At 61.5% G+C, this 25,125-nt stretch carries 26 protein-coding genes and 1 tRNA gene; 16 read left to right on the top strand and 11 right to left on the bottom strand.

Going from position 1 to position 25,125, the window contains the following annotated elements:
- Positions 1–27 precede the first annotated feature (27 nt).
- From HU762_RS20100 to HU762_RS20070, 7 genes are all read left to right on the top strand, one after another.
- On the top strand, positions 28–462 hold the full coding sequence (locus HU762_RS20100; RefSeq protein ID WP_186639955.1) for a response regulator: 435 nt from the start codon (positions 28–30) through the stop codon (positions 460–462).
- Between the two features lie 115 nt (positions 463–577).
- The gene (locus tag HU762_RS20095; RefSeq protein WP_186639954.1) at positions 578–1,189 is read left to right on the top strand and encodes a response regulator transcription factor; all 612 of its coding nucleotides are present in this window, start codon (positions 578–580) and stop codon (positions 1,187–1,189) included.
- 114 nt (positions 1,190–1,303) lie between these two features.
- Positions 1,304–2,170, top strand: a complete 867-nt coding sequence (locus tag HU762_RS20090) for a pirin family protein (RefSeq protein ID WP_186639951.1) — start codon at positions 1,304–1,306, stop codon at positions 2,168–2,170.
- A gap of 97 nt (positions 2,171–2,267) precedes the next feature.
- Complete coding sequence (locus tag HU762_RS20085) at positions 2,268–3,710, top strand: mechanosensitive ion channel family protein (RefSeq protein WP_186639949.1); 1,443 nt, start codon at positions 2,268–2,270, stop codon at positions 3,708–3,710.
- 135 nt (positions 3,711–3,845) lie between these two features.
- Complete coding sequence (locus HU762_RS20080; RefSeq protein WP_186639947.1) at positions 3,846–4,286, top strand: carboxymuconolactone decarboxylase family protein; 441 nt, start codon at positions 3,846–3,848, stop codon at positions 4,284–4,286.
- 182 nt (positions 4,287–4,468) lie between these two features.
- A complete protein-coding gene (locus tag HU762_RS20075) occupies positions 4,469–4,891 on the top strand; it encodes an HPF/RaiA family ribosome-associated protein (RefSeq protein WP_186639945.1) in 423 nt (140 codons plus the stop codon).
- Between the two features lie 10 nt (positions 4,892–4,901).
- Positions 4,902–6,077 (top strand): hypothetical protein, encoded by a 1,176-nt coding sequence (locus tag HU762_RS20070; RefSeq protein ID WP_186639943.1) that lies wholly within the window; start codon positions 4,902–4,904, stop codon positions 6,075–6,077.
- 151 nt (positions 6,078–6,228) lie between these two features.
- Here the strand turns inward: HU762_RS20070 and HU762_RS20065 are convergent, their stop codons facing one another.
- Positions 6,229–7,380: an MFS transporter gene (locus HU762_RS20065; RefSeq protein WP_186639941.1), complete on the bottom strand. Its 1,152-nt coding sequence runs from the start codon at positions 7,378–7,380 to the stop codon at positions 6,229–6,231.
- A gap of 181 nt (positions 7,381–7,561) precedes the next feature.
- Here HU762_RS20065 and HU762_RS20060 point away from each other — a divergent pair, with 181 nt between their 5' ends.
- The gene (locus HU762_RS20060; RefSeq protein ID WP_186639939.1) at positions 7,562–8,551 is read left to right on the top strand and encodes a diaminopimelate epimerase; all 990 of its coding nucleotides are present in this window, start codon (positions 7,562–7,564) and stop codon (positions 8,549–8,551) included.
- Positions 8,552–8,609: 58 nt separating this feature from the next.
- Here HU762_RS20060 and codA read toward each other — a convergent pair whose 3' ends face one another.
- The 5 genes from codA to HU762_RS20035 all read right to left on the bottom strand — a co-directional run bounded on the left by codA (position 8,610) and on the right by HU762_RS20035 (position 13,759).
- Positions 8,610–9,857 (bottom strand): cytosine deaminase, encoded by a 1,248-nt coding sequence (gene codA, locus HU762_RS20055; protein WP_186639937.1) that lies wholly within the window; start codon positions 9,855–9,857, stop codon positions 8,610–8,612.
- Positions 9,858–9,868: 11 nt separating this feature from the next.
- Positions 9,869–11,140 (bottom strand): cytosine permease, encoded by a 1,272-nt coding sequence (codB, locus tag HU762_RS20050; protein ID WP_186639935.1) that lies wholly within the window; start codon positions 11,138–11,140, stop codon positions 9,869–9,871.
- A 177-nt stretch (positions 11,141–11,317) separates the two neighbouring features.
- Positions 11,318–12,148, bottom strand: a complete 831-nt coding sequence (locus HU762_RS20045) for an alpha/beta hydrolase (protein ID WP_186639933.1) — start codon at positions 12,146–12,148, stop codon at positions 11,318–11,320.
- A 92-nt stretch (positions 12,149–12,240) separates the two neighbouring features.
- Complete coding sequence (queD, locus tag HU762_RS20040; protein WP_003203918.1) at positions 12,241–12,597, bottom strand: 6-carboxytetrahydropterin synthase QueD; 357 nt, start codon at positions 12,595–12,597, stop codon at positions 12,241–12,243.
- 82 nt (positions 12,598–12,679) lie between these two features.
- Entirely contained in the window at positions 12,680–13,759 is a 1,080-nt protein-coding gene (locus HU762_RS20035) for a patatin-like phospholipase family protein (RefSeq protein WP_186639932.1), read from the bottom strand.
- 141 nt (positions 13,760–13,900) lie between these two features.
- On the opposite strand from HU762_RS20035, the gene HU762_RS20030 reads away from it, so the two are divergent.
- The 6 genes from HU762_RS20030 to HU762_RS20005 all read left to right on the top strand — a co-directional run bounded on the left by HU762_RS20030 (position 13,901) and on the right by HU762_RS20005 (position 19,827).
- Complete coding sequence (locus HU762_RS20030; protein ID WP_186639930.1) at positions 13,901–14,209, top strand: PepSY domain-containing protein; 309 nt, start codon at positions 13,901–13,903, stop codon at positions 14,207–14,209.
- Entirely contained in the window at positions 14,209–14,520 is a 312-nt protein-coding gene (locus HU762_RS20025) for a PepSY domain-containing protein (RefSeq protein ID WP_186614850.1), read from the top strand. The genes HU762_RS20030 and HU762_RS20025 overlap by 1 nt, the downstream gene beginning before the upstream one ends.
- Complete coding sequence (locus HU762_RS20020) at positions 14,520–15,188, top strand: response regulator transcription factor (RefSeq protein ID WP_186639928.1); 669 nt, start codon at positions 14,520–14,522, stop codon at positions 15,186–15,188. Before HU762_RS20025 ends, HU762_RS20020 begins: the two co-directional genes overlap by 1 nt.
- Positions 15,185–16,498, top strand: a complete 1,314-nt coding sequence (locus HU762_RS20015) for an ATP-binding protein (protein ID WP_186639926.1) — start codon at positions 15,185–15,187, stop codon at positions 16,496–16,498. Before HU762_RS20020 ends, HU762_RS20015 begins: the two co-directional genes overlap by 4 nt.
- A 164-nt stretch (positions 16,499–16,662) precedes the next feature.
- A complete protein-coding gene (locus tag HU762_RS20010) occupies positions 16,663–17,979 on the top strand; it encodes a Na+/H+ antiporter NhaC family protein (RefSeq protein ID WP_186640020.1) in 1,317 nt (438 codons plus the stop codon).
- A gap of 168 nt (positions 17,980–18,147) precedes the next feature.
- The gene (locus HU762_RS20005) at positions 18,148–19,827 is read left to right on the top strand and encodes a methyl-accepting chemotaxis protein (RefSeq protein ID WP_186614859.1); all 1,680 of its coding nucleotides are present in this window, start codon (positions 18,148–18,150) and stop codon (positions 19,825–19,827) included.
- 129 nt (positions 19,828–19,956) lie between these two features.
- Here the strand turns inward: HU762_RS20005 and yegQ are convergent, their stop codons facing one another.
- The gene (yegQ, locus tag HU762_RS20000; RefSeq protein ID WP_186639924.1) at positions 19,957–21,291 is read right to left on the bottom strand and encodes a tRNA 5-hydroxyuridine modification protein YegQ; all 1,335 of its coding nucleotides are present in this window, start codon (positions 21,289–21,291) and stop codon (positions 19,957–19,959) included.
- A gap of 146 nt (positions 21,292–21,437) precedes the next feature.
- On the opposite strand from yegQ, the gene HU762_RS19995 reads away from it, so the two are divergent.
- The gene (locus tag HU762_RS19995; protein WP_186639922.1) at positions 21,438–22,499 is read left to right on the top strand and encodes an AI-2E family transporter; all 1,062 of its coding nucleotides are present in this window, start codon (positions 21,438–21,440) and stop codon (positions 22,497–22,499) included.
- Here the strand turns inward: HU762_RS19995 and HU762_RS19990 are convergent.
- From HU762_RS19990 to HU762_RS19980, 3 genes are all read right to left on the bottom strand, one after another.
- Positions 22,496–22,678, bottom strand: coding sequence for a hypothetical protein (locus tag HU762_RS19990; RefSeq protein ID WP_186614868.1), 183 nt, complete (start codon positions 22,676–22,678; stop codon positions 22,496–22,498). The genes HU762_RS19995 and HU762_RS19990 overlap by 4 nt on opposite strands.
- Before the next feature lie 88 nt (positions 22,679–22,766).
- Complete coding sequence (locus HU762_RS19985) at positions 22,767–22,961, bottom strand: hypothetical protein (protein ID WP_186639920.1); 195 nt, start codon at positions 22,959–22,961, stop codon at positions 22,767–22,769.
- A 247-nt stretch (positions 22,962–23,208) separates the two neighbouring features.
- Positions 23,209–23,284, bottom strand: a tRNA-Asn gene (locus tag HU762_RS19980).
- A 236-nt stretch (positions 23,285–23,520) separates the two neighbouring features.
- Between HU762_RS19980 and HU762_RS19975 the strand changes: the two genes are divergently transcribed.
- Positions 23,521–23,748, top strand: a complete 228-nt coding sequence (locus HU762_RS19975; protein WP_018612405.1) for a hypothetical protein — start codon at positions 23,521–23,523, stop codon at positions 23,746–23,748.
- Between the two features lie 82 nt (positions 23,749–23,830).
- Here the strand turns inward: HU762_RS19975 and HU762_RS19970 are convergent, their stop codons facing one another.
- Positions 23,831–25,027: an amino acid aminotransferase gene (locus HU762_RS19970; protein WP_186639919.1), complete on the bottom strand. Its 1,197-nt coding sequence runs from the start codon at positions 25,025–25,027 to the stop codon at positions 23,831–23,833.
- Positions 25,028–25,125 lie beyond the last annotated feature (98 nt).

Genomic DNA, 25,125 nt, shown 5'->3' with positions numbered 1-25,125 from the left:
TGTCGCGTCGCCATTGGAATGCCTGCCATGCCAAATAAAGCATTACGTATCATGATTGCCGACCCGTTGCATTTTCACCGAATGCAGTTGGAACGCCTGTTCAATCACCTGGGCTATTTCCGCATTGCGCCGGTGAGTGACGTGCATGAGTTCCTGACGTTGGTGGACTATGGCTGCGAGCCGTTCGACCTGGTTGTCGTCAACGCCATCTTGGCAGAGGGTGCGCTGGACCTGCCTGGGTTCTGTCTCGATAACCCGCAAGTCCGTCATGGCCTGATCTATAACACTCAGGAAGCTGCGCTGGGGACGTTGCCCGCCAGTGGACGAGCCAGTTTGCAAATGACTACCGCCCAGTTACCCGATGCTGTTTCGCTGCGGCGCCTGATGAAGGGCGTCGATCCCGAGGCCAGCGAGTCGGCCCAACCCTGGGGAGGCACCGTCAGACAAGGGCACGGCGGCTGATGCGCGCCGTTGGTCGGCACTGTCAGATCTGACAGGTGGCGCGACCAATTACCTGTGTAACAGTCCGGTGCAGTCATGGCGTCGGCGCCGTTTGCATTGACTCCGGGGAGCTGTATTGAAAAAAGTACTGATTGTCGATGACCACCCTGTCATCCGAGGGGCGCTGCGGCTTGTCTGCCAGAACGAAGGATTCGCTGTCACGGATGTCAGCGGCGCGACCGAGGCCAGGACCCGCATCAAGGACGATGTTCCGGAGCTGGTGATCCTGGACCTGGTGATGAACGGTTTCGATGGCCTGGACCTGTTGGTCTGGATCACTGGCCAGTATCCGGGGTGCGCCGTGCTGGTGTTCACCTCCCAGGATGCCCAGCATTTCTGCAATCGCTGTATCTCGGCCGGGGCCAGGGGGTTCGTGACCAAGAAAAGCGATTTGAAAGAGCTGATCAAGGCCATTCACGCCATGAAGTCCGGCTATTCCTATTTCCCCCAGATGCCCGTCAGGCTGGATTTCCAACAACAATCCGAGCAGCAGGCGCTGGAGAGGCTGTCCACGCGCGAGCTTTCCATTTTACGGATGCTGGCGATGGGCATGCGAGGCAAGGACATCGCCGAGGCGTTGTTCCTGAGCCCCAAGACAGTCAGCACCTACAAGACCCGCCTGTTGGAAAAGCTTGGGTTGAATTCCCTGGTGGGCCTGTCAGAGTTTGCCAAGCGCAATCAGCTTTGAAAATCACCGTTCTGTGAATAGAACGCTAAGACCGATTTTTGCAGTCTGGTGAACTAACGTCGTGGGTTTTAAGCTGTGTTCATCGAATCGCATTACCTGATTTGGAGACGCAGCTTGAAACAGATTATTGGCCTCTACACCAGTCCAAGGCCGCACTGGGTCGGCGACGGCTTCCCGGTTCGCACGCTATTTTCCTACGATAACCTGGGCAAGCACATCAGCCCATTTCTGCTGCTGGACCATGCGGCCCCCACCGAATTTGCGCCCACCCATGAACGTCGTGGCGTCGGCCAGCACCCGCATCGCGGTTTCGAGACCGTGACCATCGTCTACCAGGGCGAGCTGGAACACCGGGACTCCACCGGCAGCGGCGGCAAGATCGGCCCCGGAGATGTGCAGTGGATGACCGCCGCTTCTGGGATCATCCATGAAGAGTTTCATTCCGAAGCTTTTGCCCGGCAGGGTGGTTTCATGGAAATGGTCCAATTGTGGGTCAACCTGCCAGCCAAGGACAAAATGGCGCCGGCCGGCTACCAGACCCTGCTCAAGGGAGACATCCCGAACATCGCCCTGAAGGACGCCGCCGGCAGCCTGCGCCTGATTGCGGGTACGTTCGAGGGCCATCAAGGCCCGGCGAAGACCTTCACCCCCATCGACGTCTGGGATATCCGCCTGAATGCCGGCAAGGACCTGACGCTCGACCTGCATGAAGGCCACAGCACCGCGTTGGTCGTGCTGCGTGGCTCGGTCCAGGCCAATGGTCGCGAGCGGGTGGAGGCGGGGCAATTGGCCCTGTTCGAGCGCGCCGGTGATCAATTGAACCTGCACGCCGACACCGACGCGGTATTGCTGCTGCTCAGCGGCGAACCGATCGATGAACCCATCGTCGGCCATGGTCCGTTCGTGATGAACAGCGAGCAGGAAATCCACCAGGCCTTCGAGGATTTCCATTCCGGGCGCTTCGGGGGTATGGACGGCTGAGGCGCAGCGCGCTCCTACAAGGTTCTTTCGGCGATCTCTACAGCCGGCTGATTCTGTGCCAATCTTCTCGCCAATGACCTTCTGGAGCTGTCCCCTGATGCTGTCCCTGATCACCGATCACCCGCTGCTCAGTGCCCTGGCGTTGCTTGTGCTCGACTTGCTGTTGTGGCGGCTGGTCAGTGTTGATCGGACCTATTGGAAAATCGGCGGGCGGCTGGTGATTTTTTCGTTGTTCAGCATGCTGCTGTTCAACGAAGGGCTCAATCCCATGGAGCCGGCGCAGTGGGTCGACGATGTGCCACGGCACTTGGCCGCGACCGGTTTGCAGATTGCCTGGTGGCTGTTCGCCGCGCGGACCCTGACGGTCATGATCGGCGCGGTCATGATGCAACGGGTCGGCCATACCGGGCGATTGCTGCAGGATCTGCTCGGCGCGGTGATCTTCCTGGTTGCTGTCATCGCGGCGTTGGCCTACGTGCTGGATCTGCCGGTCAAGGGCGTGCTGGCGACGTCCGGTGCGATGGCGATCATCGTCGGCCTGGCCTTGCAGAGCACGCTCAGCGATGTGTTCTCCGGGATCGTGCTCAACACCACCAAGCCCTATCAAGTCGATGATTGGATTTCCATTGATGGCACCGAAGGCCGGGTCACCGACATCGACTGGCGGGCGACACGGTTGCAGACTTCCCAGGGCAGTATGGCGGTGATTCCAAACTCACTCGCGGCGAAGGCCAAGATCGTCAACTTCAGCCGGCCCAGCGATATGCATGGCTTGTCCGTGAGCTTGCAGGTCAGTCCTCACGCGCGTCCGCAAAAGGTAATCGACGCGCTGGAGCGGGCAATGATCGGCTGCCGCGCGCTGCTCGCCAGCCCGGCGCCTTGCGTAACGCTCAAAAGCACGGGAAGCGCTGGCGCGGAATACGAGATCAGCGGGTTCGTGGCTTCAATGGGGCAGAAGCGCGAAGTACGCAATCAATTGTTCGACTTGGCGTTCCGGCATTTGCAGGCGTCGGGCGTCAGCCTGTTGTCCACCGGCGAAAGCACCGCTGCGATGGGGGCATCGCGTCCGCGGGCGCTGTTGGAGAGCTCCAGCATTTTCTCTACGCTGCGCCCGGATGAAAAGGATACCTTCAGCCAGAACATGACGTTGCAGACCTTTCGCGCCGGTGACATGATCCTGCCCGCCGGTGAGGTCAGCGATCATTTGTTCATCATCGAAACCGGCGTGATCAGCGTCACCCTGATTCGCAACGGCCAACCATTCGAAGCCGCGCGCATGGGGCCGGGCGAGGTGATTGGCGAAGCCGGGATTGTCTCCGAGCAAGCCACCCTGGCAAGTTTCTCGGCCAAGACTTTCTGTACCCTTTATCGCATCGAGAACAGTTACCTCAGACCCTGCCTGGATGCCCGCCGCGACATCAGCGACGCGATGACAAACCTGCTGGACGTGCGCATGCACTTGGCCCAGAACCTGACCCGCGACGTGCCCAAGCCGATCGCCAAGAAGCGTTTTTTGCAGTGGCTGCGCAGTCGGGTCTGACACAAAGACTTGCGGTCATTTCCATCGGTAAACCCGGTCTTCATTGGCCACCCGAACTTCCCAACAATTGGCTATTTGTCCCGCGCCTGTGCAGGGCTAACGTAGCGCCACACCCCAATTGTCCAGGAGTTCAAGATGCAACCACGTATCGATTTCTACGCCGCTTCCCCTGATGCCTACAAAGCCATGCTGGCCCTGGAAACCGCGGTCTCGAAACTGGGCCTGGAAAAGTCCCTGCTCGAACTGGTCAAGCTGCGCTCTTCGCAAATCAACGGCTGTGCGTTCTGCATCGACATGCACACTGCCGACGCGCGCAAGAGCGGCGAGACTGAACGTCGACTGTATGCCGTGACTGCCTGGCGCGAGGCGCCATTCTTTACCGGCCGCGAACGCGCCGCCCTGGCCTGGACCGAAGCACTCACACGCCTGAGCGAGACCCATGCTCCCGACGCAGACTACGCATTGCTGAGCGAGCACTTCACGCCCAAGGAAATGGTCGACCTGACCGTGGCAATCAACGCCATCAATGGCTGGAACCGGCTGGCGGTGGGCTTCCGGAAAATGCCCGAGGCTTGAGGCGCTCAATCGCGCATTGGAAAAAAAAGCGGGAGCGCTTCGCAGCGCTCCCGTTTTTTTATTCATAGCCGCTGCGTTTGGCCAGGGCATTGGCCAGTCATCCCGCGCCGGGAACTTCGCCCGCTGGATCTTCTTCTACCTACAACAGGCGGCGTCAGCCGTCTTTTGCAAAGGAGTCGATCATGCAAGTTCAAGTCAACAGCAACCATATCGAAGGCAGTGCCCGATTGCAGGAGTGGGTCGGCAGCACGGTGGTGGACGCGCTGCAGCGTTTCGAAGATCAACTGGCCCGCGTCGAAATCCACGTCAGCGACGAGAACGCCCAGAAGGGCGGCGCCGCTGACAAACGCTGCCAGATCGAGGCGCGCCTGCAAGGCGTTGCGGCCATTTCCGTTAGTCACAAGGCTGAAAGCCTGGAGCTGGCGGTGGAGGGCGCCGCCGAGAAAATGCTGCATGCGCTCGATCATCAGATCGGCAAACTCAACCCCGCCGTCGAATCCATGGGACGCGTGACTGCCCCTGTGGATGAAGCTCCGCCGGAAATGGTAGACGCCATGTTGGAGGAGGATTTCCTCGAAAACCAAGAGGCTCGTGGCAAAGAATAAGGAGACAATCATGACCGCTCATCAACCCTTCAGCCAACAAGTGCTGGCCGAGCTCCTGGCGTTCGACGAACAGCCGAGCCTTTCGTTGTATATGCCCACACACCGCACATTCCCGGAGCGCAGCCAGGACCCGATTCGCTACAAGAACCTGGTGCGCGAACTGCAAACCCAACTGGAAAACCAGCACCCTGGCCTCGATTGCACGCCGTTGCTCGAGCCTTTTCATGCGCTGGTGGACGACCAGGATTTCTGGAACTCCAATCGCGACGGCATCGCGGTGTTTGGTGCCCGTGACTATTTCAAAGTCATCGCCGTGAACCAGCGTTTGCCGCAATGCGCCTTCGCCAATAGCCATCCTTACCTCAAGCCGCTGCTGCGGCTGGTCCAGTCAACCGAACGATATCAAGTGCTGTGCCTGACCCGTAATGAAGTCTGGTTGTACGAGGGCTCTTGCGAGCAGCTGGAAAAAGTCGAGTTGGCCGAACAGGTTCCGCGTAACCAGAACGAGGCCTTGGGCGACGACCTGACCTCGGGCGACCAGCAAGGCTTTCCCAACGGTTTCAGCCGCAGCAGCGAGCGCGGCGATCCGATGATGCATGAGTCCGCCGGCGGCGGTAAGCAAGATGAAATCAACCTGGACCGAGAGCGGTTTTTCCGTGCTGTGGACAAAGCCATCCTGCAATACCATTCGCAACCTTCGGGGCTACCGATGATTGTCGTGGCCCTGCCGGAAAACCAGGCGGTGTTCCGTGCCGTCAGCCATAACCCGAACGTGCTGGCGCAGGGCATCGAAGGGGATCCTTCGCGGTTGGGCCTGGAAGAGTTGCGGGTCCAGTGCTCGAAACTCATGGCCCACAGCCACGCCGACCGAGTGGTCGACAGCCTGAATCGTTACGGCGTCGCGGTGGGGCAGGGACGGGCGTTGGACAACCTGGCCAACATTGCCAAGGCCGCTTGGGAGAGTCGTGTCGCGTTGCTGCTGGTAGAGGCCGAACGGCAGGTTCCCGGTCAGCTCGACCCGGACAAGGGCAGGCTCATCATCGACGAAACCGGCGACGAACAAGCCCCGGATGTGCTGGATGAATTGATCCTGGCCGTGACCCGGCAAGGCGGTGAAGTGATCGTCGTACCACCCGAGCATGTCATGCCGACCGATAGCGGAGCGGCGGCGGTGTGTCGGTTCTAGCCGCCCTGGCGCTGCAATGTGTGGGAGCGGGCCCGCTCGCCCCCACCGACCGCACGCGAGGGGTGATACGTTTGCTTCGCCTTTTGCAGGCTGGAATACAATCCTGTGGAGAGGGAGCAAGCTCCCTCGCCACGGGTGAATCTACAAGGCTTCAGACCTTCAACACCTTCCCACTGGCCGCCACCGCTACCAACGACATCGCAATCAAACCGAACGCGATGCTCAAGCTGCTGCCATGGGCAACGAACCCTATCAGCGCCGGGCCGGCGAGGATGCCGGCGTAGCCGATGGTGGTGATGGCCGGGACGGCAATGGCTTCCGGCATCAGGGTCTGTTTGCCGACGGCGGTGTAGAGCACTGGCACGATGTTCGAGCACCCGGCGCCGACCAGCGCATAGCCGAGCAGCGCCGCTTGCCACATTGGGGCGAGAGTCGCCATGAAAAAGCCCGCTGCGGCGATCGAGCCGCCATAGATGATCACGCGCCTGGCACCCAGGCGATGCACCACGGAATCGCCCGTCAACCGGCCGACGGTCATGGTCAGCGCAAACGCGGCATAACCCAGCCCGGCGTAGGCGGTATCCACCGCGCGCTCGGTGGTCAGGAACACCGCGCTCCAGTCCAGTACCGCACCTTCGGCCAGGAACACGATAAAGCACAGGATACCGATAAACAGCACCACGCCATGGGGGATGGCAAACGCCGGCCCCGAGCTTTCACTGCCGTAGGGCAACAGGTGCGGCGCAGCCTTGAACAACGCCACCAGCAACACCGCGTTGACCACCAGGGTCGCCGCCAGCGGCGACAGCCCCAGGCCGAGCAGGGCGCTCACACCCGCCGCGCCGATGATCCCGCCGAGGCTGAACATGCCGTGGAAGCCCGACATCATGGTCTTGCCACTGGCCCGCTCGACGATCACCGCCTGCAGGTTCACGGTCGAGTCCACGGTCCCGAGCCCGGCGCCGAACAGGAACAGTGCCGCCACCAGCCAGGGTAGCGAGGTCATCGTCGCCAGCAGCGGCAAGGCCAGGCAGATCAGGATCGTGCCGCCACTGAGCACCCGACGGCAGCCGAACCGCGTCGCCAGCGCGCCGGAAATCGGCATCGCCAGGATCGACCCGACCCCAAGGCACAGCAGCAGCAACCCGAGGGTGCCTTCGTCCAGATTCGCCCGCGCCTTGGCGTAAGGCACCAACGGCGCCCAGGCGGCGATGCCGATACCTGCGATGAGATAGGCGATGCGGGTGGACATCTGTTCCAGGCGTCCGGGAACAAATGTGGGAGGGGGTGTAATTGCAGTCATGAAACGTCCTTGGCTTTCGTGCGGTGCGGTGATGCAGGTGGGGGCCTATGCTTGCATATCCACTGACCTCGCTGCGACCCCAAGGTGCCGACGCGATGTTCGCACCCACCACAAGCTTTGCCCCTGTGGGCCCAGCCGGCATAAAGTGGCGATTCTTTCGCTGGTTGACCGGATCAGGTGCATGACACGATTTTATGATGCGCGTGGCAATATTTATGGCGTGGTTTCACCGCAGCAGGTCCGTGCCCATGGCATTGACTTGCCGCTGTCTGCCGCCCAGGCCGCACAAACGCGCGAAGCCTGGAGCACCGCCGCCGTGCAGGCCTTCTGCGGTTGGGCACCGGGAAAGGCGCCGCCGGACGCCAAGGCCCATCGCAGTGACGGTTTATTGATCGGCCCGTTCCAGGACGAGCCGCCCTTTGATCTGCTGATCGTCAATACCGACGGCACACTGGCCGAGCGCAGTGGCAATGGGCTGACGATTTTCTCCCTGTCGCTGCAAGAACGAGGATGGCTGCCGGAGGATGATGACTGCCTGCTACAGGTTCATCACGACAAGCACGGCGGTTCACCACTGCAAACATCGGTTCGCGCCGCTGAATTCGAAGGTGTCAAAGGCTTTTGGCTGGACTTGGGCGCACCGTCGTTCGGTCCCTTGGCCGTCGATGCCGAAGGCACGGAAAGCGTGACGTTCAACCAGTGCGACGTGAGTCGCGTTCCACCGCTTCATGCATTGAACCTGGCCTGGTGCTACAGCCAGTTCGTGCGCATCGGCAATCCTCATTGCGTGACCTTGGTGGATGACGCGGCCGCGCTGCCGAGCCTTGCACAGATGCGCGCCGAGCCGCTGTCGCAAAACCTGGCTCGTATTGCCTATGCGGCGCCCGGCGGGACGGGGTTGCCCTGTTTGGCGGGGGTAAACCTGCAGTGGGCATCGCCCACGGCCGAGGGACGTATCGACGCCCGGGTGTTCGAGCGGGGCGAAGGTCCCACCGCGTCGTCTGGCACCAGCGCCAGCGCCGTGGCCAGTGCTGCGTGGCGGGTGGGCTGGGTGAAGGCCGGGCCGGTGCGCGTCGTGATGCCCGGCGGCACTGCGCCGATCCTGCTGGAGGAACAGGCGGGTGAATTGGTCCGGGTCAGCCTGTTCGGCACGGCGCGGCTTCTGCCATAGCGTATCAGCGCGCCAATGACGTTTTCACTGGCGAGCTCCCGCTCGCCGGTTTTACCCTTCAGCCCAACTGCGGGCCAAATTCCACCACCGGCATCTGCCGTTTCATCAGCACTTCGCCGTTGCGGATCGAGTAGATCGGCAGGCCTTGGCTGCGGATCACTTCGTAGTCGCTGTCAGCCGAGAGGATCAGCAGGTTCGCCGGGCGTCCGGGTTCCAGCCCGTAGCGTTCGCCCAGGGCCATGGCCTTGGCGCTGTTGTCAGTGACCAGGTCCAGCGCGCTTTGCAGGTTGCGGTAGCCGAGCATATGACAGATATGCAGGCCGGCTTCGAGCACTCGCAGGATATTGCCGTTGCCCAGTGGATACCACGGATCGACGATGGAATCCTGGCCGAAGCACACGTTCATCCCGGCTTCGAGCAGCTCATTGACGCGGGTGACGCCGCGGCGTTTGGGGAAGTTGTCGAAGCGTCCTTGCAGGTGAATGCTTTCGGTGGGACAGGATACGAAGCTGATGCCCGAATGTCCCAGCAGGCGGAACAGTTTGGCGCAGTAGGCATTGTCGTAGGAACCCATGGCCGTGGTGTGGCTGGCGGTCACCCTGGCGCCCATGTCGCGGCTGCGGGCTTCTTCGGCGAGCACTTCCAGGAAGCGCGAATGCGGGTCGTCGGTTTCGTCGCAATGCACATCCACCAGGCAGCCGGTACGCTCGGCCAGGTCCATCAGGAACTTCACCGAGCTGACGCCCTGGTCGCGGGTGTATTCGAAATGCGGAATGCCGCCCACCACGTCGGCGCCCATGCGGATGGCTTCCTCCATCAGCTCGCGGCCGTTGCGGTAGGACTCGATGCCTTCCTGGGGGAAAGCCACGATCTGCATGTCGACCAGATGACGGCTTTCCTCGCGCACTTCCAACATCGCCTTAAGCGCGGTGAGCGCCGGATCGGTCACGTCGACGTGGGTGCGCACATGCTGGATGCCATGGGCGGCAAGGGCCTGCAGGGTTTTCTTGGCGCGGGTCTTGGTGTCTTCCTCGGTGATGGTGGCCTTGCGTTCGCCCCAGCACTCGATGCCCTCGAACAGCGTGCCGCTCATGTTCCAGCGCGGCTCACCGGCGGTGAGGGTGGCGTCCAGGTGGATGTGCGGCTCGACGAAGGGCGGCACCACCAGGTTGCCGCCGGCGTCGAGGTCTTCGGGCCCCAGGGTGGGGGCCTCGGTCTGGCGGGCGATGTTGGCGATCAGGCCGTTTTCCAAGTGCAGTTCATGCAAGCCTTCGCGGTTGCGCAGGCGGGCGTTGATGATGTGCATCGGACAATCCTTTATAGGTCTTGGAGTGGCGCGGTGGCGGTGCGGCTACCCAGTACGCCGATCAATAGCACATACGTTAGCGCGCCGGTGGCGATTCCTACCAGTGGCGCGATCCATGGCGAGTTGAATGCCGCGAGGGTGCCGACGCCGTAGGCACATAAGCCTGGCCAATTGAACGCCGGCAGTTGCGCCTCGGCCAATCGAGGATAGCGACCACGCCAGCGGAAGAAGAAATCGGCCATGATCACGCCGCCGATGGGCGGGATGACCGTGCCGAGCAGAATCAGATAAGGCACCAGCATGTCGTACATGCCCAGTAGCGCCAGCAATGTGCCGATCACCGCGCCAGCCAGTGTGACCGTCCTGCGGCGACGGGTGCGCAGCAGGTTGCAGCCGGCCACGGCGAAATTGTAGATGGTGTTGTCCTGGGTGCTCCAGATATTGAGCAGCAGCATGGCCATCGCGGCCATGGCGAAACCCTGCAACAACAGGACTTCGACCACGTCCGGCTGCTGATAGACGATGGCTCCGTAGGCACCGATCAGGACCATCAGGCCGTTGCCGATAAAGAAGCCAATCAGGCTGGCCAGGACCGCGACCTTCGCCGAGCGGGAAAAACGTGTCCAGTTGGTCGCCTGGGTAGCACCGCTGACAAAGGTGCCAAATACCAGCGTGATCGCGGTCGACCAGTCCAGGCTGCCCGTGGGTACCACCGCCAGCAGGCCGTCAAGGCCGCCGACCTTATCCGTCGCTACCCACATGGACAGCATCAGCAGCAACATCATCGCCGGCACGGCGATGTACGAGAGGATTTCCAACCCTCGATAGCCAATGTAGGCCGTGGCGCAGAACCCCAGCCCGAACAGCACCATCAGCCCCAGCACCGTGCCTTGGTTCAGTTCGAAATACTTGCCCAGCACCACCGCCGCGGTGGCCGTGCCCCAGGCATACCAGCCGATCTGAGTGAAACCCAGGATCAAGTCGCTGAGCTTGCTGCCCACCTCGCCGAAACACAAGCGCCCCATCAACACCGAATTGAGCCCGCTCCTGAAGGCGATGTAACCCAGGCCTGCGGCATACAGGCCCAGCAGCAGGTTGCCAATGACGATGACGCTGAGCATCTCGGCGAAACCGAACGCCACGCCCAGCTTGCCTCCGGCAAACATGGTCGCGGTGAAAAAGGTGAAGCCCAACAGCACCATGGCCGTGGAGGCCAAACCCTTGCGCGCATGCATCGGCACTTCGCTCAAAGGATAGTCGTTGCCCGGATCGTTCTGAGTCATGTGGCGTTCCTTGCGGAAAATAGGAAAAACGCAAGCGTGCAGCGGCCGTGCCAAACCAGCGATCCCCGGTTATCTATAGCCAAGTTGTGGATCCGATGGGTTCAAGGAACAAAAGCGGAGCAGGGATGGGGCAAGTTGGAACACGGCTCAGAGGCCCGCTTCCACGAAACGATGCGTTCAGGTCTGAACGTGCACCAATAAAAATCGCAACAGCGCCGCGACGACGGCTTCCGGCGCGTCTTCCTGAACCAAGTGCCCGGCGTTCGGTACCGGGTGAAACTGCGCGCCCGGAATCATGTTGTGCAGCGCCCGGCCGCGCTCGATGGGGATCCATTGGTCATCCTCGCCCCAGAGGATTTGCGTCGGGCAGCGCACTTGCGGGTACAGGTCCTGGACCTGATGGGTGTAGCACTCGTCCATCTGCGCAATCTGCCGATAGAGCGCGGCCTGGCCGGTCTCGCCGAGCCATGGCTGCACATAGGGCGCCAGTTCTGCGTCCGGGATGTCTCGTTTGATTGCGCCGCGGATATACGCCGGCACGATGGCTCGCTGAATGTAATCGGGCAAGCCGCTGAACGCCGCTTCATGTTGGCGCACGTGCTGGACAAAAAGTGAACCCCAGGGCGACAAAGCCACCGGGTCGATCAGCGTAAGGCTTCGGTAGTCCTTGCCATCGAGCAGATGCGCACGCAAGGCGGTGGCACCGCCGAAGTCATGGGCCACGACGTCTGGACAGTCCAGGCCCCAATGCTCAAGCAGCCGTGCGAACAAGCGGTTCTGCACGCCGAGAGACACATCGGCGTCAGGTTGCGCGGACTGGCCGTAACCCAGCAGGTCGAAGTAATGGACTTTATGCGTGGTGAAGAACAACGGGGCGATCCGGTGCCATACATAAGAAGAGAATGGCGTGCCGTGCACAAACACCAGCGACGGGCCGTCGCCTTGGACGGCGTAGCGGATGGGGTGTCCGTCGAAGTTGTAGACCTGATCCAGCGGCCAGTGGGTCATGATTGTGTCCTCTTGGCATGTTCGAGCCAGAAAGCATAGACACAAAACCCTGACGCGAGTCTGCAGACAACAACCTGTGCGAGGGGATTTATTTACTCGCCGTGATAGATGCAACCGCTGGTGCAGGTCTCATGGATACGAATGGCGCTGAGTTCCGGCAGCAACGGCTTCAACTCGTTCCAGATCCACTTGGCCAAGACTTCGCTGGTGGGATTTTCCAGGCCCGGAATGTCATTAAGGTAGTTGTGGTCCAGGCGCTCGTAGAGCGGCTTGAAGATCGCCTTGATTTCCGAGAAGTCGCGAATCCAGCCGGTGTGCGGATCGATGTCGCCACTGAGGTGGATTGCTACCTTGAACGAGTGACCATGAAGGCGACCGCACTTGTGGCCATCCGGCACGTGAGGCAGGCGGTGGGCGGATTCGAATGTAAATTCCTTGAAGATTTCCACAGATTTGGCTCTTTGAATGGGCGGGCGCGAGGCAGGCGGCGCAGTTTATCAGTTTGATCCAGGTGTTGCGCGAGCGTGCTGACTAAAGGGTCAGTAAACGCTCGCTCAATCCGCCATTGGCGGCCAGCTCGAGGAACTCGTCGCCCAGCCGGCGGCTTTCGTCCATCGCGGTGCTCCAGTATTTGCGACGGCTCGCGTCATCGCCCATGAAGCGCTTGAAGTCGTTGCGGTCCGGCAGTTTGCCGAACGGCAGGCGGGACAGGTATTCGCGCGACGGCGCCAGCAGCAACACGTCCTGCAGGCGCTCGACGTTGCCGCGACGCCACGGCAGGCCCTTGTCGAACCAGCCGGGGATGACCCGATCGGTAAAGTGCGGATACAGGACGATGTCTTCGCCGCTGTAGGGAAGGTCGAGGTGGTAATCCAACAACCCGCCATCGCGGAAGGTCCCGGCACCGGCGCCAGGCAAGTCGCGCACGCCTTCCATCACCATCGGGATCGAGCCCGACGCCAGCAACGCCTGGCGCAGGTTGCCGGCCACCAGCGGCACGAAGCGCGACGGGAAGTCGGTGAGCGGATGCAGCGGCGGCGCCAAGCGGGGATCGTGCACGATCAGCCGTTCGAAATGCCGCGACAACCGCGCCCGGCCGCGCAGGTTGTCGGCGATCACCGACGACAGGCCCAGACCCAGCCGTGCGCGGTGATCCAGTGCAAGGCTGCCGTGGCTCTTGACCACCATGATGTTGAGCCGGTAATGCGGGTTGTCGAGAATGCTCAGGTCGCGCCCGTCAAGCAAGTCATTGAGCATGCGTTGCGAACTCTGGCTGACCCCAGCCATGGTCACGCCTTTGGCAAAGCTCTGTTCGTTATACAAGCTACCCAGGCGGCGGATTCCTTCTGCAGCGTCCGGCAGGCAGGCGCTAGCAAAGCGCCAGGAACCCACCGAAGCGCCGATCAACGAACGCTCTCGCGGGGCGGCGGGCAGCCATTCGCCGAACAATGCCAAGTCCAGCCCCTGGATACCCAAGGCCTTCGGACCACCGGCGGCGCCCGGAAGGATGCCGACGTCGGCGGGCTTGAGGCCGGCCTGGCGGATGCGCTGGAAGGCGCGAGGGCCGGCCTTGAGCGTGAGGGCAGGGTACTTGATGTGAATGGCGGTCATACCGATCTCGAATACAGGCAAGCGGGTGATTATAACGACACACCTCGCAGATTTGACTTGGGTCCAATGATGGCAATTCAGTTTCAGTTAAGTTCCTGCCGATACAGTTGTCCGGTGAAGATTATAAGAAGGAGATAACCCGTGAACCGTCTGACTGCCTTTTCCATCGTGACGCTTCTGGTGATCGGTGCCGGGCTGGCTCAAGCGCGAGACCTCAGCGCCGCCGAAGCCCAAAACCTTTTGGACGCTGGTACCATCCTGCCTTTCGAAAAACTCAACGCCACCGCCCTGGCCGAACACCCTGGCGCCACCCTGACCGATACCGAGCTGGAGGAAGAGTATGGCAAGTATCGTTACAAGGTGGACCTGCGGGATGCCAAGGGCATCGAGTGGGACCTGGAGCTCGACGCCGTCACCGGCAAGGTGCTCAAGAATCATCAGGATACGTAATGAAGTTTAATCAACGCACCCGGGGCCGCTGGGCGCTGGTGCTGCTGACATTTTGTTCGCTGGCCGTGGCGCGGGACCTGGATCAGGACGAAGCCTTGCAATTGCGCCAGCAGGGCGTGATCTTGCCGCTTGAGCAGCTGTTGCAGCAGGCGCTGGACCGGCATCCGGGCGCGAAACTGTTGGAGGCCGAGCTGGAAGAAAAAAACGGCGTCTACATTTATGAAGTCGAGCTGCTGGACACCGATGGCGTTGTGCGCGAATTGGACCTGGAGGCCGCGACCGGCCGTTTACTCAAAGATAAGGAAGACTGATGCGCCTGCTATTGGTGGAGGATCACGTTCCCCTGGCCGACGAGCTGATGGCCGGGCTTGCCCGTCAGGGCTACGCCGTCGATTGGCTCGCCGATGGTCGCGACGCGATTTACCAGGGCAGTAGCGAGCCCTATGACCTGATTATCCTCGACCTTGGCCTGCCAGGGGTGCCCGGGCTTGAGGTCCTGGCCCAATGGCGTGCCGGAGGCTTGACCGCCCCGGTGCTGATTCTCACCGCCCGCGGATCCTGGGCGGAGCGTATCGAAGGGCTCAAGGCCGGCGCCGATGACTACCTGACCAAGCCGTTCCATCCAGAGGAACTGCACCTGCGGATCCAGGCGCTGTTGCGTCGTTCCCACGGCCAGGCGAACCAACCGACGCTCCAGGCGGCGGGGCTGCACCTGGACGAAGGCCGGCAGTGCGTGATTCGTGACGGCGCGGAAATCCAGCTGACCGCGGCGGAGTTTCGCTTGTTGCGCTATTTCATGCTCCACCCCGAACAGATCCTCTCCAAAAGCCATCTCGCCGAGCACCTGTACGACGGCGAGACCGAGCGCGATTCCAATGTGCTGGAAGTCCACGTCAATCACCTGCGGCGCAAACTGGGGCGCAGCGTGATCGAAACCCGTCGCGGCCAGGGGTACCTGTTCGGCGGGCAGGCGCAGTGAGATCCATCCAGCGGCGCTTGAGCCTGGGCTTGATCGGCGTGATGGTCGTGGTCGGCCTGGTCCTGGCGCAGACCAGCCTGTGGCTGTTCGAACTGGGTTTGCAGCGCTACCTGGAGGCGGGATTGCGCAACGACAGCGAGAATCTGCTGGTGGCGTTGGTCCGTGGTCCGCAAGGTTTGCAACTGGACGAGCGACGTTTGTCGCCGGCTTATCTCCGGCCGTTTTCCGGGCATTACTTCCGCATCGATTTTGCCGACACGCATTGGCGCTCCCGCTCCCTCTGGGACCAGGAGCTGCCGCGGCTCGATCATCCGGGCCTGCACAGCAATCTGCAGCTGGGGCCTGAGGGTCAGAAACTGCTGGTGCTGCGCACCGACTATCGGCGCCTGGGCCAGGCGATTTCCATCAGCGTGGCCCAGGACTACACGCCGGTCCGTGACAGCTTCCTGCGGATGCAGCAGATTGGCGTTGGCCTCGGCTTGGCGGGGTTGCTGCTGATCCTGTTGTTGCAGCGCTTCACCGTGCACCGTGCCCTGCGTCCTTTAGAGAGGGCCCGGGAGCAGATTGCCCAATTGCAGCGCGGGCAGCGCTCGCAACTCGACGAACAAGTGCCCAGGGAACTGGAGCCGCTGGTGGCGCAGATCAACCATTTGCTGGCCCATACCGAAGACAGTCTCAAGCGTTCACGCAACGCCCTCGGCAACCTGGGCCATGCCTTGAAGACGCCGCTGGCGGTGCTGCAAAGCCTGGCTTCGAACGAAAAGCTCGATCCGTATCCCGAGTTGCGCAAGCTGCTGCTGGAACAACTTGAGCAGGTTCGCCAGCGCCTGAACCGCGAACTCAACCGCGCCCGGCTGTCCGGCGATGCCTTGCCTGGCGCGCACCTGGATTGCGACGCCGAACTGCCGGGGCTGCTGGCGACCCTGAACATGATCCATGGCGAGCATCTGCATCTGGCTTACATCGCACCGCCCGGCTTGCACCTGCCTTGGGATCGCGAAGACCTGCTGGAGTTGCTGGGCAACCTGCTGGACAACGCCTGCAAATGGGCCGACGCCGAAGTGCGCCTGAGCGTGATCGAAACGGCCGAGGGCTTTAGCCTGGTGGTGGAAGATGACGGTCCCGGTATCCCCGAGGATCGCCGCGACCAGGTCTTCAGCCGCGGCACGCGCCTGGATGAGCAGACCGACGGCCATGGCCTGGGGCTGGGCATCGTGCGCGACATCGTTGATACCTGGGGCGGCACGCTGGCGTTGGACGACAGCGAGTGGGGCGGGTTGAAGGTCGTGATCCAACTGCCTCGGCGCTGATCCGGGTGCAGGGCGCCTTTGGGTGAACAAGCAAGCCCGCACACGGCACATCTGGAATGAATGCAAAACCCGCCGCTTGACCCTTGCAGCTTGCCGCCGCTTGCTGCAAAGTCGCGACCTTTTTGTCCGGTGGCTTTCCATCGCTGTGCTCTGAGGTAACGATGATAAATGCAGTAATTGCCGCGGTTGGCGTCATGCTGGTGCTCAGCCTGTCCCGCGTGCATGTGGTGATCGCGCTGATTGTCGGCGCACTGGTGGGCGGCTTGATGGGCGGCCTGGGCATCGAGGCGACGCTCAAGGCGTTCAATGCCGGGCTTGGCGGCGGCGCGACAGTGGCGTTGTCCTACGCCTTGCTCGGCGCTTTCGCGGTGGCAATCGCCAAGTCAGGCATGGCCCATGCCCTGGCCGACAAAGCCCTGGCCATGGTCGATCGTCAGGACGCCGCGGGTGGTTCGGGCGTCAAGTGGGTACTGATTGGCCTGCTGGGCACGGTTGCGGTCGCTTCGCAGAATATCCTGCCGATCCACATCGCCTTCATCCCGCTGCTGGTGCCGCCACTGCTTTATGTGCTGACCAAGCTGCAACTGGATCGTCGATTGATCGCCTGCGTCATGACCTTCGGCCTGATCACGCCCTACATGTTCCTGCCGGTGGGCTTCGGCAACATCTTCCTCAACGAAATCCTCTTGGCCAATATCGCCCGCAGCGGTGTGGACGTCAGTGGCATCAACGTCACCCACGCCATGGGCATCCCGGCGCTGGGCATGGTGTTTGGCCTGGTGCTGTCGTTTATCACGTATCGCAAGAAGCGCGTCTATGACCTGAAGAAAATTGCCAAGGCCGAGCAAGTGGCCGTGCGCTACAACCCGCTGAGCCTGCTGGTGGCGGGTCTGGCGATTGCGGCGGCGTTCGCCATTCAACTGTTGCTGGATTCGATGATCATCGGCGCCTTGGCTGGCTTCCTGATTTTCTCGGTATCGGGCGTGGTGCGCTGGCGCGAGACCGACGATCTGTTCACCGAAGGCATGAAGATGATGGCGATGATCGGCTTCATCATGATCGCCGCCTCGGGGTTCGCCGAAGTGATGAAGGCCACCGGTGAAGTCCAGAGCCTGGTGGAAACCTCAGCGGCCTGGATCGGCCACAACAAGGGCGTCGGGGTATTGCTGATGCTGTTGGTGGGCTTGCTGGTGACCATGGGCATCGGCTCATCGTTTTCCACCGTGCCGATCCTGGCGACGATTTTCGTGCCGTTGTGCCTGCAACTGGGCTTCAGCCCATTGGCGATCGTCTGCATCGTCGGCACCGCCGGCGCCTTGGGCGATGCTGGCTCGCCTGCGTCGGACTCGACCCTCGGCCCGACCTCCGGCCTGAACATCGACGGCCAGCATCACCACATCTGGGATACCGTGGTCCCAACCTTCATCCACTACAACCTACCGCTGCTGGCGTTTGGTTGGGTGGCGGCGATGGTGTTGTAACACCAGTTGCAGTCGGCTCCTTCGCGACCAGGCTCGCGAAGGAGCCTTCAAACTCAGCGTCCCGGTTTCTCGTCCGCTCGGCGTACCGTCTCACCTTGTCCTACAGTTTTCCCGCGTAGTGCCGTTAACACGTCTAACCACGCCATAAAACCTACAAGAGTGAACAGCATGCGCCTGAGCTTGAAGGCTAAAGTCCTGTCCCTGGCAATACTGCCGGTATTGCTGTCCGCGGTGATCATCAGTCTGACCACTGCGTTCATCTTGAAGGAACAGGCCAGCAAAGAAGTCCAGCAGACCCGCGAACGCCTGCTCAGCGAGGCCAAGGCCACGCTGCAGAATTATGTCGCGGTCGGGCTTACCGCCATCAAACCGCTGTACGATGCCGCCGCACCCGGTGATAACGAGGCGCGCGCCCAGGCGATCAAGCTGCTGTCGAATATCAGCTACGGCAAGGACGGCTACTTTTTCGGCTACGACTCCGAGACCATTCGCCTGTTCAAGGCCAACAGCCCCGATGGCGTGGGCAAGAGTTTCAAGGACAACCGCGACCCGAACGGTGTCTACGTCAACCGTGACCTGGTGAAAGTCGCCAAGGACGGGACGCATTACCTGGAATACAGCTCGCCGCTGCCCGGCAGCAAGGACCTGGTGCCCAAGCTCGGCTACACCGACTACCTGTCCAAATGGGACATGGCGGTCGGCAGCTCGGTCAACCTGGACGGCATCGAAGCCCAGGTGGCGCTGGTGGAAGCCAAGGTCCATGATCGCCTGCAAGGCGTGATCCTGAGCATCGTCGGGATCGCCGCCGTGGTGTTGCTGGTGATCGCGGTGGTGGGCCTGGTGCTCGCCAATACGATCCTGCGTCCTCTGCACTTGATGAAAGCCAACCTCGATGACATCGCGGCGGGCGAGGGCGACCTGACCCGGCGCTTGACCATCACCAGCCAGGATGAACTGGGCCAACTGGCCGGTTCGTTTAACCGCTTCGTCGACAAGATCCACGGCCTGGTAAGGCAGATCACCGACATGACCTCGCAACTGACCGGGCTGGTAACGCAAGTGTCCGAACAGGCCCAGCGTTCCGAGCAGGCCATGGAGCGCCAGCGCCACGAAACCGACCAGGTCGCCACGGCGATCAACGAGATGTCCTCCGCTGCCCAGGAAGTCGCTCGCAGTGCCCAGGGCGCCGCCGTCGCGGCCCAGCAGACCGACGAAGAAGGGCAATCGGCCAAGCGCGTGGTCGCCGGCAGCATCCAGCAGATCCATGCGCTGGTAAACGACATCCGCAGCAGCGGCGTATCTTTGGACAGCCTGCAGCAGGACGTGGCGTCGATCGTCAGTGTGCTTGGCGTGATTCGTTCGATCGCCGAGCAGACCAACCTGCTGGCGCTCAACGCTGCTATCGAGGCCGCGCGTGCCGGCGAGGCGGGCCGTGGTTTTGCGGTGGTCGCCGACGAAGTCCGCGCCCTGGCCAGCCGAACCCAGCAAAGCACCCAGGAAATCCAGGGCATGATTGACCGCCTGCAATCGGGCACGCATGCGGCGGTGGAGGCCATGCGCCGGTCCAGCGAGGCGGGCGACGGCACGTCATTGCAGGCCAACGAGGCGGGCGCGTCGCTGGACACCATGGCGCAGTTGATCGGTACCATCAATTCGATGAACGCCCAGATCGCCAGCGCGGCCGAAGAGCAGACCGCCGTGGCCGAGGAAATCAACCGCAGCGTGCACCAGATTGCCGTGGCGGTGGACAGCGTCGCTGACGAAACGCAGCTTGGCGCCCAGACCTCCCGCAGCCTGGCCGAGCTGGGCCAGCGCTTGGGCAAACTGGTGGGGCAGTTCCGGATCTGACCTCGGCGCGGCAGGAGCTGCCGAAGGCTGCGATCTTTCGCTTTCGATCCAGATGTTTTCACCCGGGCAACCGGGTCCTATCGGGAAAGAAGGATCGCAGCCTTCGGCAGTTTCTGCCGGCCCGCGCAATTACCTTGCATCAGCGAGGCGCACATCGCGCATCAACAACCCAAACCGCAAATCCACCGCATCCGGGATCGGCACGTAAACCACGTGTCCATCCCCCGGCGCCACGTCGATGCCTTGGCCTTTGACGTCCTGCAACTGGTGCAGGTCGAAGTGGAAGTTGCCCTTGGGCGTCATCAGTTCCATGTGATCCCCCAGGCCGAAGCGGTTCTTCACCTTTATCTCCGCCATGCGTTCGCGGCGTGCGCCGGTCAGTTCGCCGACGAACTGCTGGCGCTCCGAGACCGAGCTGCCGTTCTGGTAGTTCTGATATTCGTCGTGCACATGACGCCTCAGGAAACCCTCGGTATAGCCACGTTGGGCAAGGGATTCCAAGTCGGCCATCAGGCTGCGGTCGAACGGCCGGCCGGCGACCGCGTCGTCAATGGCGCGGCGGTACACCTGGGTGGTCCTGGCGCAATAAAAGTGCGATTTGGTCCGGCCTTCTACCTTCAAGGAATGCACACCCATGCGCGTCAGTCGCTCGACGTGTTGCACCGCACGCAGGTCCTTGGCATTCATGATGTAGGTGCCGTGCTCGTCCTCGAAGGCCGGCATGGATTCCTCCGGGCGATTGGCTTCCTGGAGCAAGAACACCTGGTCGGTGGGCGCGCCGAGACCCAGGGTCGGTTCGGGCTGGTACGCCTGCACAATGTCTCCCGCCGCGTTCTCCATTGCCGGTTGCGCCGAGTACTTCCAGCGGCAAGCATTGGTGCAGCTGCCCTGATTGGCGTCGCGCCTGTTCAGGTAACCGGATAGCAGGCAGCGCCCGGAATAGGCCATGCACAGCGCGCCGTGAACGAACACTTCCAGCTCCATGGCCGGCACTTGCTGGCGAATCTCGTCGATTTCTTCCAGCGACAGTTCGCGAGACAGAATGATCCGGCTCAAGCCCTGTTGCTGCCAGAACTCGACGCTGGCCCAGTTCACCGTGTTGGCCTGCACCGACAGATGGATCGGCATGTGCGGGAAATGCCGGCGAACCAGCATGATCAGCCCAGGATCGGACATGATCAAGGCGTCCGGCGCCATGGCGATCACCGGTTCGAGATCCTTGAGGAACGTGCGCAGCTTGGCGTTGTGCGGGGCGATGTTCACCACCACATAGAAGCGCTTGCCCATGGCATGGGCCTCTTCAATTCCCAGCGCCAGGTTGGCATGGTCGAATTCATTGTTGCGCACCCGCAGGCTATAGCGGGGCTGGCCGGCGTATACCGCGTCGGCGCCGTAGGCAAAGGCGTAGCGCATGTTTTTCAGGGTGCCGGCGGGGGCGAGCAGTTCGGGGGCTACGAGGGGCATGGTGGCGTCGAATCGCAAAAAGCGCCGAGGGTACGCCGAGGCCTGCCGGACGGTATTGATCTGGATCAGTGTGGCGCAACAGACGCGACGGCACTCCGGCGAATCCTGGCTGACTAACGTTTATCTGCCAAGGACATGGAAAGCAAATGAACCGCAAGAATCTCCAAGATAAATCCCAGATGCTGCTGCTGATCCTGGTCAGCATCGCCTTCGTCTGGATCCTGCTGCCATTTTATGGAGCGGTTTTCTGGGCGGTCATCCTGGGCATCGTCTTCGCGCCGCTGCAGCGACGCCTGCAGCTGAAACTCAATTGGCCGCGCAACCTCACCACACTGCTTACCCTGACCATCTGCATGCTCATCGCTATCTTGCCGGTGATCGTCATCAGCACCTTGCTGGTTCAGGAAGGTGCGGCGCTGTACAAGAGCCTGGAAAGTGGCGAACTGGACGTCGCCGATTACCTGGCCCGCTTCAAGGACGCGCTGCCGCCTTATTTTCAACATTTGCTGGACCGTTTCGGCCTGGGCAACTTGAGCGGGCTGCGGGACAAAATCGTCAAGAGCGCGATGCAGGGCAGTGAATTCTTCGCCACCCAGGCTTTCAGTTTCGGCCAGGGCACGTTCCAGTTCCTGGTGAGCTTCTTCGTCATGCTCTATCTGTTGTTCTTTTTCCTGCGCGACGGTCCTGAACTGGTGCGCAAGGTCCGTTCGGCCATTCCCCTGGCGGAGCACCAGAAGCGCCGTCTTCAACTGAAATTCAACCGGGTCGTCCGGGCGACCGTAAAGGGCAACCTGCTGGTAGCAATCACCCAAGGCGCCTTGGGCGGCTTGATTTTCTGGATCCTCGGCATTCCGACGGTTCTGCCCTGGGCGGTGCTAATGGCATTCCTGTCGCTGTTACCGGCCGTGGGGGCGGGCATCGTCTGGGCGCCGGTTGCGGTGTATTTCCTGTTGGCGGGTTCGATCTGGCAGGGCGTGGTGCTGACGTTGTTCGGCGTATTCGTGATCGGCCTGGTGGACAATTTCCTGCGCCCGATCCTCGTGGGCAAGGACACCAAGATGCCGGACTACATGGTTCTGGTCTCGACCTTGGGCGGCTTGGCGGTGTTCGGGTTGAACGGCTTCGTCATCGGGCCGCTGATTGCGGCATTGTTCATGTCCTGCTGGGCCTTGTTCGTCGAAGGCAAGCCGCGGGTGCAACTGCCTTAGGCAGTCAGCACATAAGGACCGATACGTTGCGACAAAGCCTGGGCGGCGGGCAGCGAAGTCAGCGGGCCGCTGATCGTCACGCCGTCCTGCACCAGATACCAGCAAGCCAGTAGGCCACGCTCCCTGAGCGGGGCGGGTACGGCACTGCCAATCACAGACATGATTTGAACCTTGGGCATGGGAACCTCCATCAATCGATGGGGTTACCTTACGACTCAACCGGGATGACGAAAAATCAACCGCTTCAATAGTAGGAATCGATGCCGCTCAATCGACGACCAGATCGAGCATGTGCACCACTTCCTGCTCATTGAGCACGCCCTTGCGCACCAGGTTTTCCGCCAGCAGGGAAAGGAACTTGGCAGTGCGGTGGCCTTCCAGCTGCTTGAGTTCGGTCAGCACGTTGTACACCTTGCTGGAGGTGCAGATTCCAACAATGCGATGGGGATTTTGTGTTGGCATGGCTTCGTCCTTGTTGTTATGAAGCTGTTCGGCGGACAGCGACAGTGTGCGGCACTGCCATGACGCTCAGGTGACAGCTCGGTTTTTTGGAAAAAGGAAGCAGGATTCAGACCATAGTGCCTTGTTGGCGCCAAACTATTGTCCCGTTAGCGACCTCAGGCAGGCGGGTATGCGGCCACTCCATCGAAAAACGCCCACAAAAAAGCCCCTGGACCTTTCGATCCAGGGGCTTTGATTTGTTGCTATCTGGCTCCACGACCTGGACTCGAACCAGGGACCCAGTGATTAACAGTCACTTGCTCTACCAACTGAGCTATCGCGGAATGGCGCGTATGTTACTGATTGGAAAAGAGAAGTCAAGCGTCCGTTGCCCGGCGGCACATTCCTTTCGCCTATCGAGGTACTCAACAACGATTGGCAGTTACCGCAATGGCGAGAGAGGACTACCATGGTTGCCCGGAAGTGGCAGGATGCGCTGCCGGCCATTCGCCGACTTTAAGGTACGCGCCATGAACCACCTGTTACCCCTTCACCCAGCCCACCGCACCGAGGTGTGCCTGTGAGCACCGCCCAGATCAGCTTGCCCAAGGGCGTGGGGCCTCACGCCGAGAAACTCTACGACGCCATCACCCAGGCCAGCACCGCCGAGGAACTGAACCGTGCCGGTGGCAAGGCCGAAGGTTTCGTCCTGGGGCTGGAGAGCACCAAGGCCATCAAGAGCCAGGTGGCCGAGTCGTTGTATGTCATCTACGACGATGCGGCGAGCCAGCGGGCGACGGAGTTATAGCCTCACAGAAGCAGTCACAAAAGCATCAGGCCAAAAAAAGGGAAGCCAATGGCTTCCCGTTTTTCATCCAGCACCGAAAGCGTCAGATCACCTGGACGATGGCCTTGGTCACCGCGTCGATGTTGTTCTGGTTCAGCGCGGCCACGCAGATGCGGCCGGTGTCCAGGGCATAGATGCCGAACTCGTTGCGCAGGCGCGTCACTTGCTCAACGGTCAGGCCGGAGTAGGAGAACATCCCGCTCTGGCGTGCGACGAAGCTGAAATCGTGATGCGGTGCGGCCTTGGCCAGCATGTCGACCATCTGGTCGCGCATGCCGCGAATGCGCAGGCGCATTTCGGCCAGTTCGGCTTCCCACTGCGCCCGCAGCTCGGGGCTATTGAGCACGGCGGCGACGATACTGGCGCCGTGGGTCGGCGGGTTGGAGTAGTTGGTACGGATCACGCGCTTGACCTGGGACAGCACGCGGGCACTTTCTTCCTTCGATTCGCTGACAATCGACAGGGCGCCGACGCGCTCGCCGTACAGGGAGAACGACTTGGAGAACGAGCTGGAGGCGAAGAAGGTCAGGCCCGACTCGGCGAACAGGCGCACGGCTGCCGCGTCTTCGTCAATGCCTTCGCCAAAGCCCTGGTAGGCCATGTCCAGGAATGGCACGTGGTTCTTGGCCTTGACCACCGCCAGCACGTTTTTCCAGTCTTCCGGGCTCAGGTCCACGCCAGTCGGATTGTGGCAGCAGGCGTGCAATACAACGATCGAGCGGTCGGGCAGGGCGCTAAGGTCTTCCAGCAGGCCGCTGCGATTCACGTCGTGAGTGGCGGCGTCGTAATAACGGTAATTCTGCACCGGGAAACCGGCGGTTTCGAACAGGGCGCGATGGTTTTCCCAGCTTGGGTCGCTGATGGCCACGACGGCGTCAGGCAGCAATTGCTTGAGAAAGTCGGCACCGATTTTCAGTGCGCCGGTGCCGCCCACGGCTTGGGTGGTAATGACGCGACCGGAAGCGATGAGCGCGGAGTCCTTGCCAAACAGCAGGGTCTGGACGGCCTGGTCGTAGGCGGCGATGCCATCGATTGGCAGGTAACCACGGGAAACGTGCTGAGCCACGCGAATCGTCTCGGCTTCAACCACGGCGCGCAGCAATGGAATACGCCCCTCCTCGTTGCAGTAAACACCCACGCCCAGGTTGACCTTATTGGTACGAGGGTCGGCGTTGAAAGCTTCGTTGAGGCCCAGGATGGGGTCGCGTGGTGCCAATTCGACAGCAGAAAACAGGCTCATTATTGCTCGGCTCTGAATGGAGAGTGAGGGGACGTGTCGCGCTCCAGCCGAATGCACTAGAGCGGTGCACAAACGGGGAGCTAGTATAGAGGCCATCA

This window comes from Pseudomonas sp. SWRI92, assembly GCF_014268685.1.
In the GTDB taxonomy this organism is placed as follows: Bacteria; Pseudomonadota; Gammaproteobacteria; order Pseudomonadales; family Pseudomonadaceae; genus Aquipseudomonas; species Aquipseudomonas marvdashtae.
This window is presented reverse-complemented; position numbering and strand designations above follow the sequence as displayed.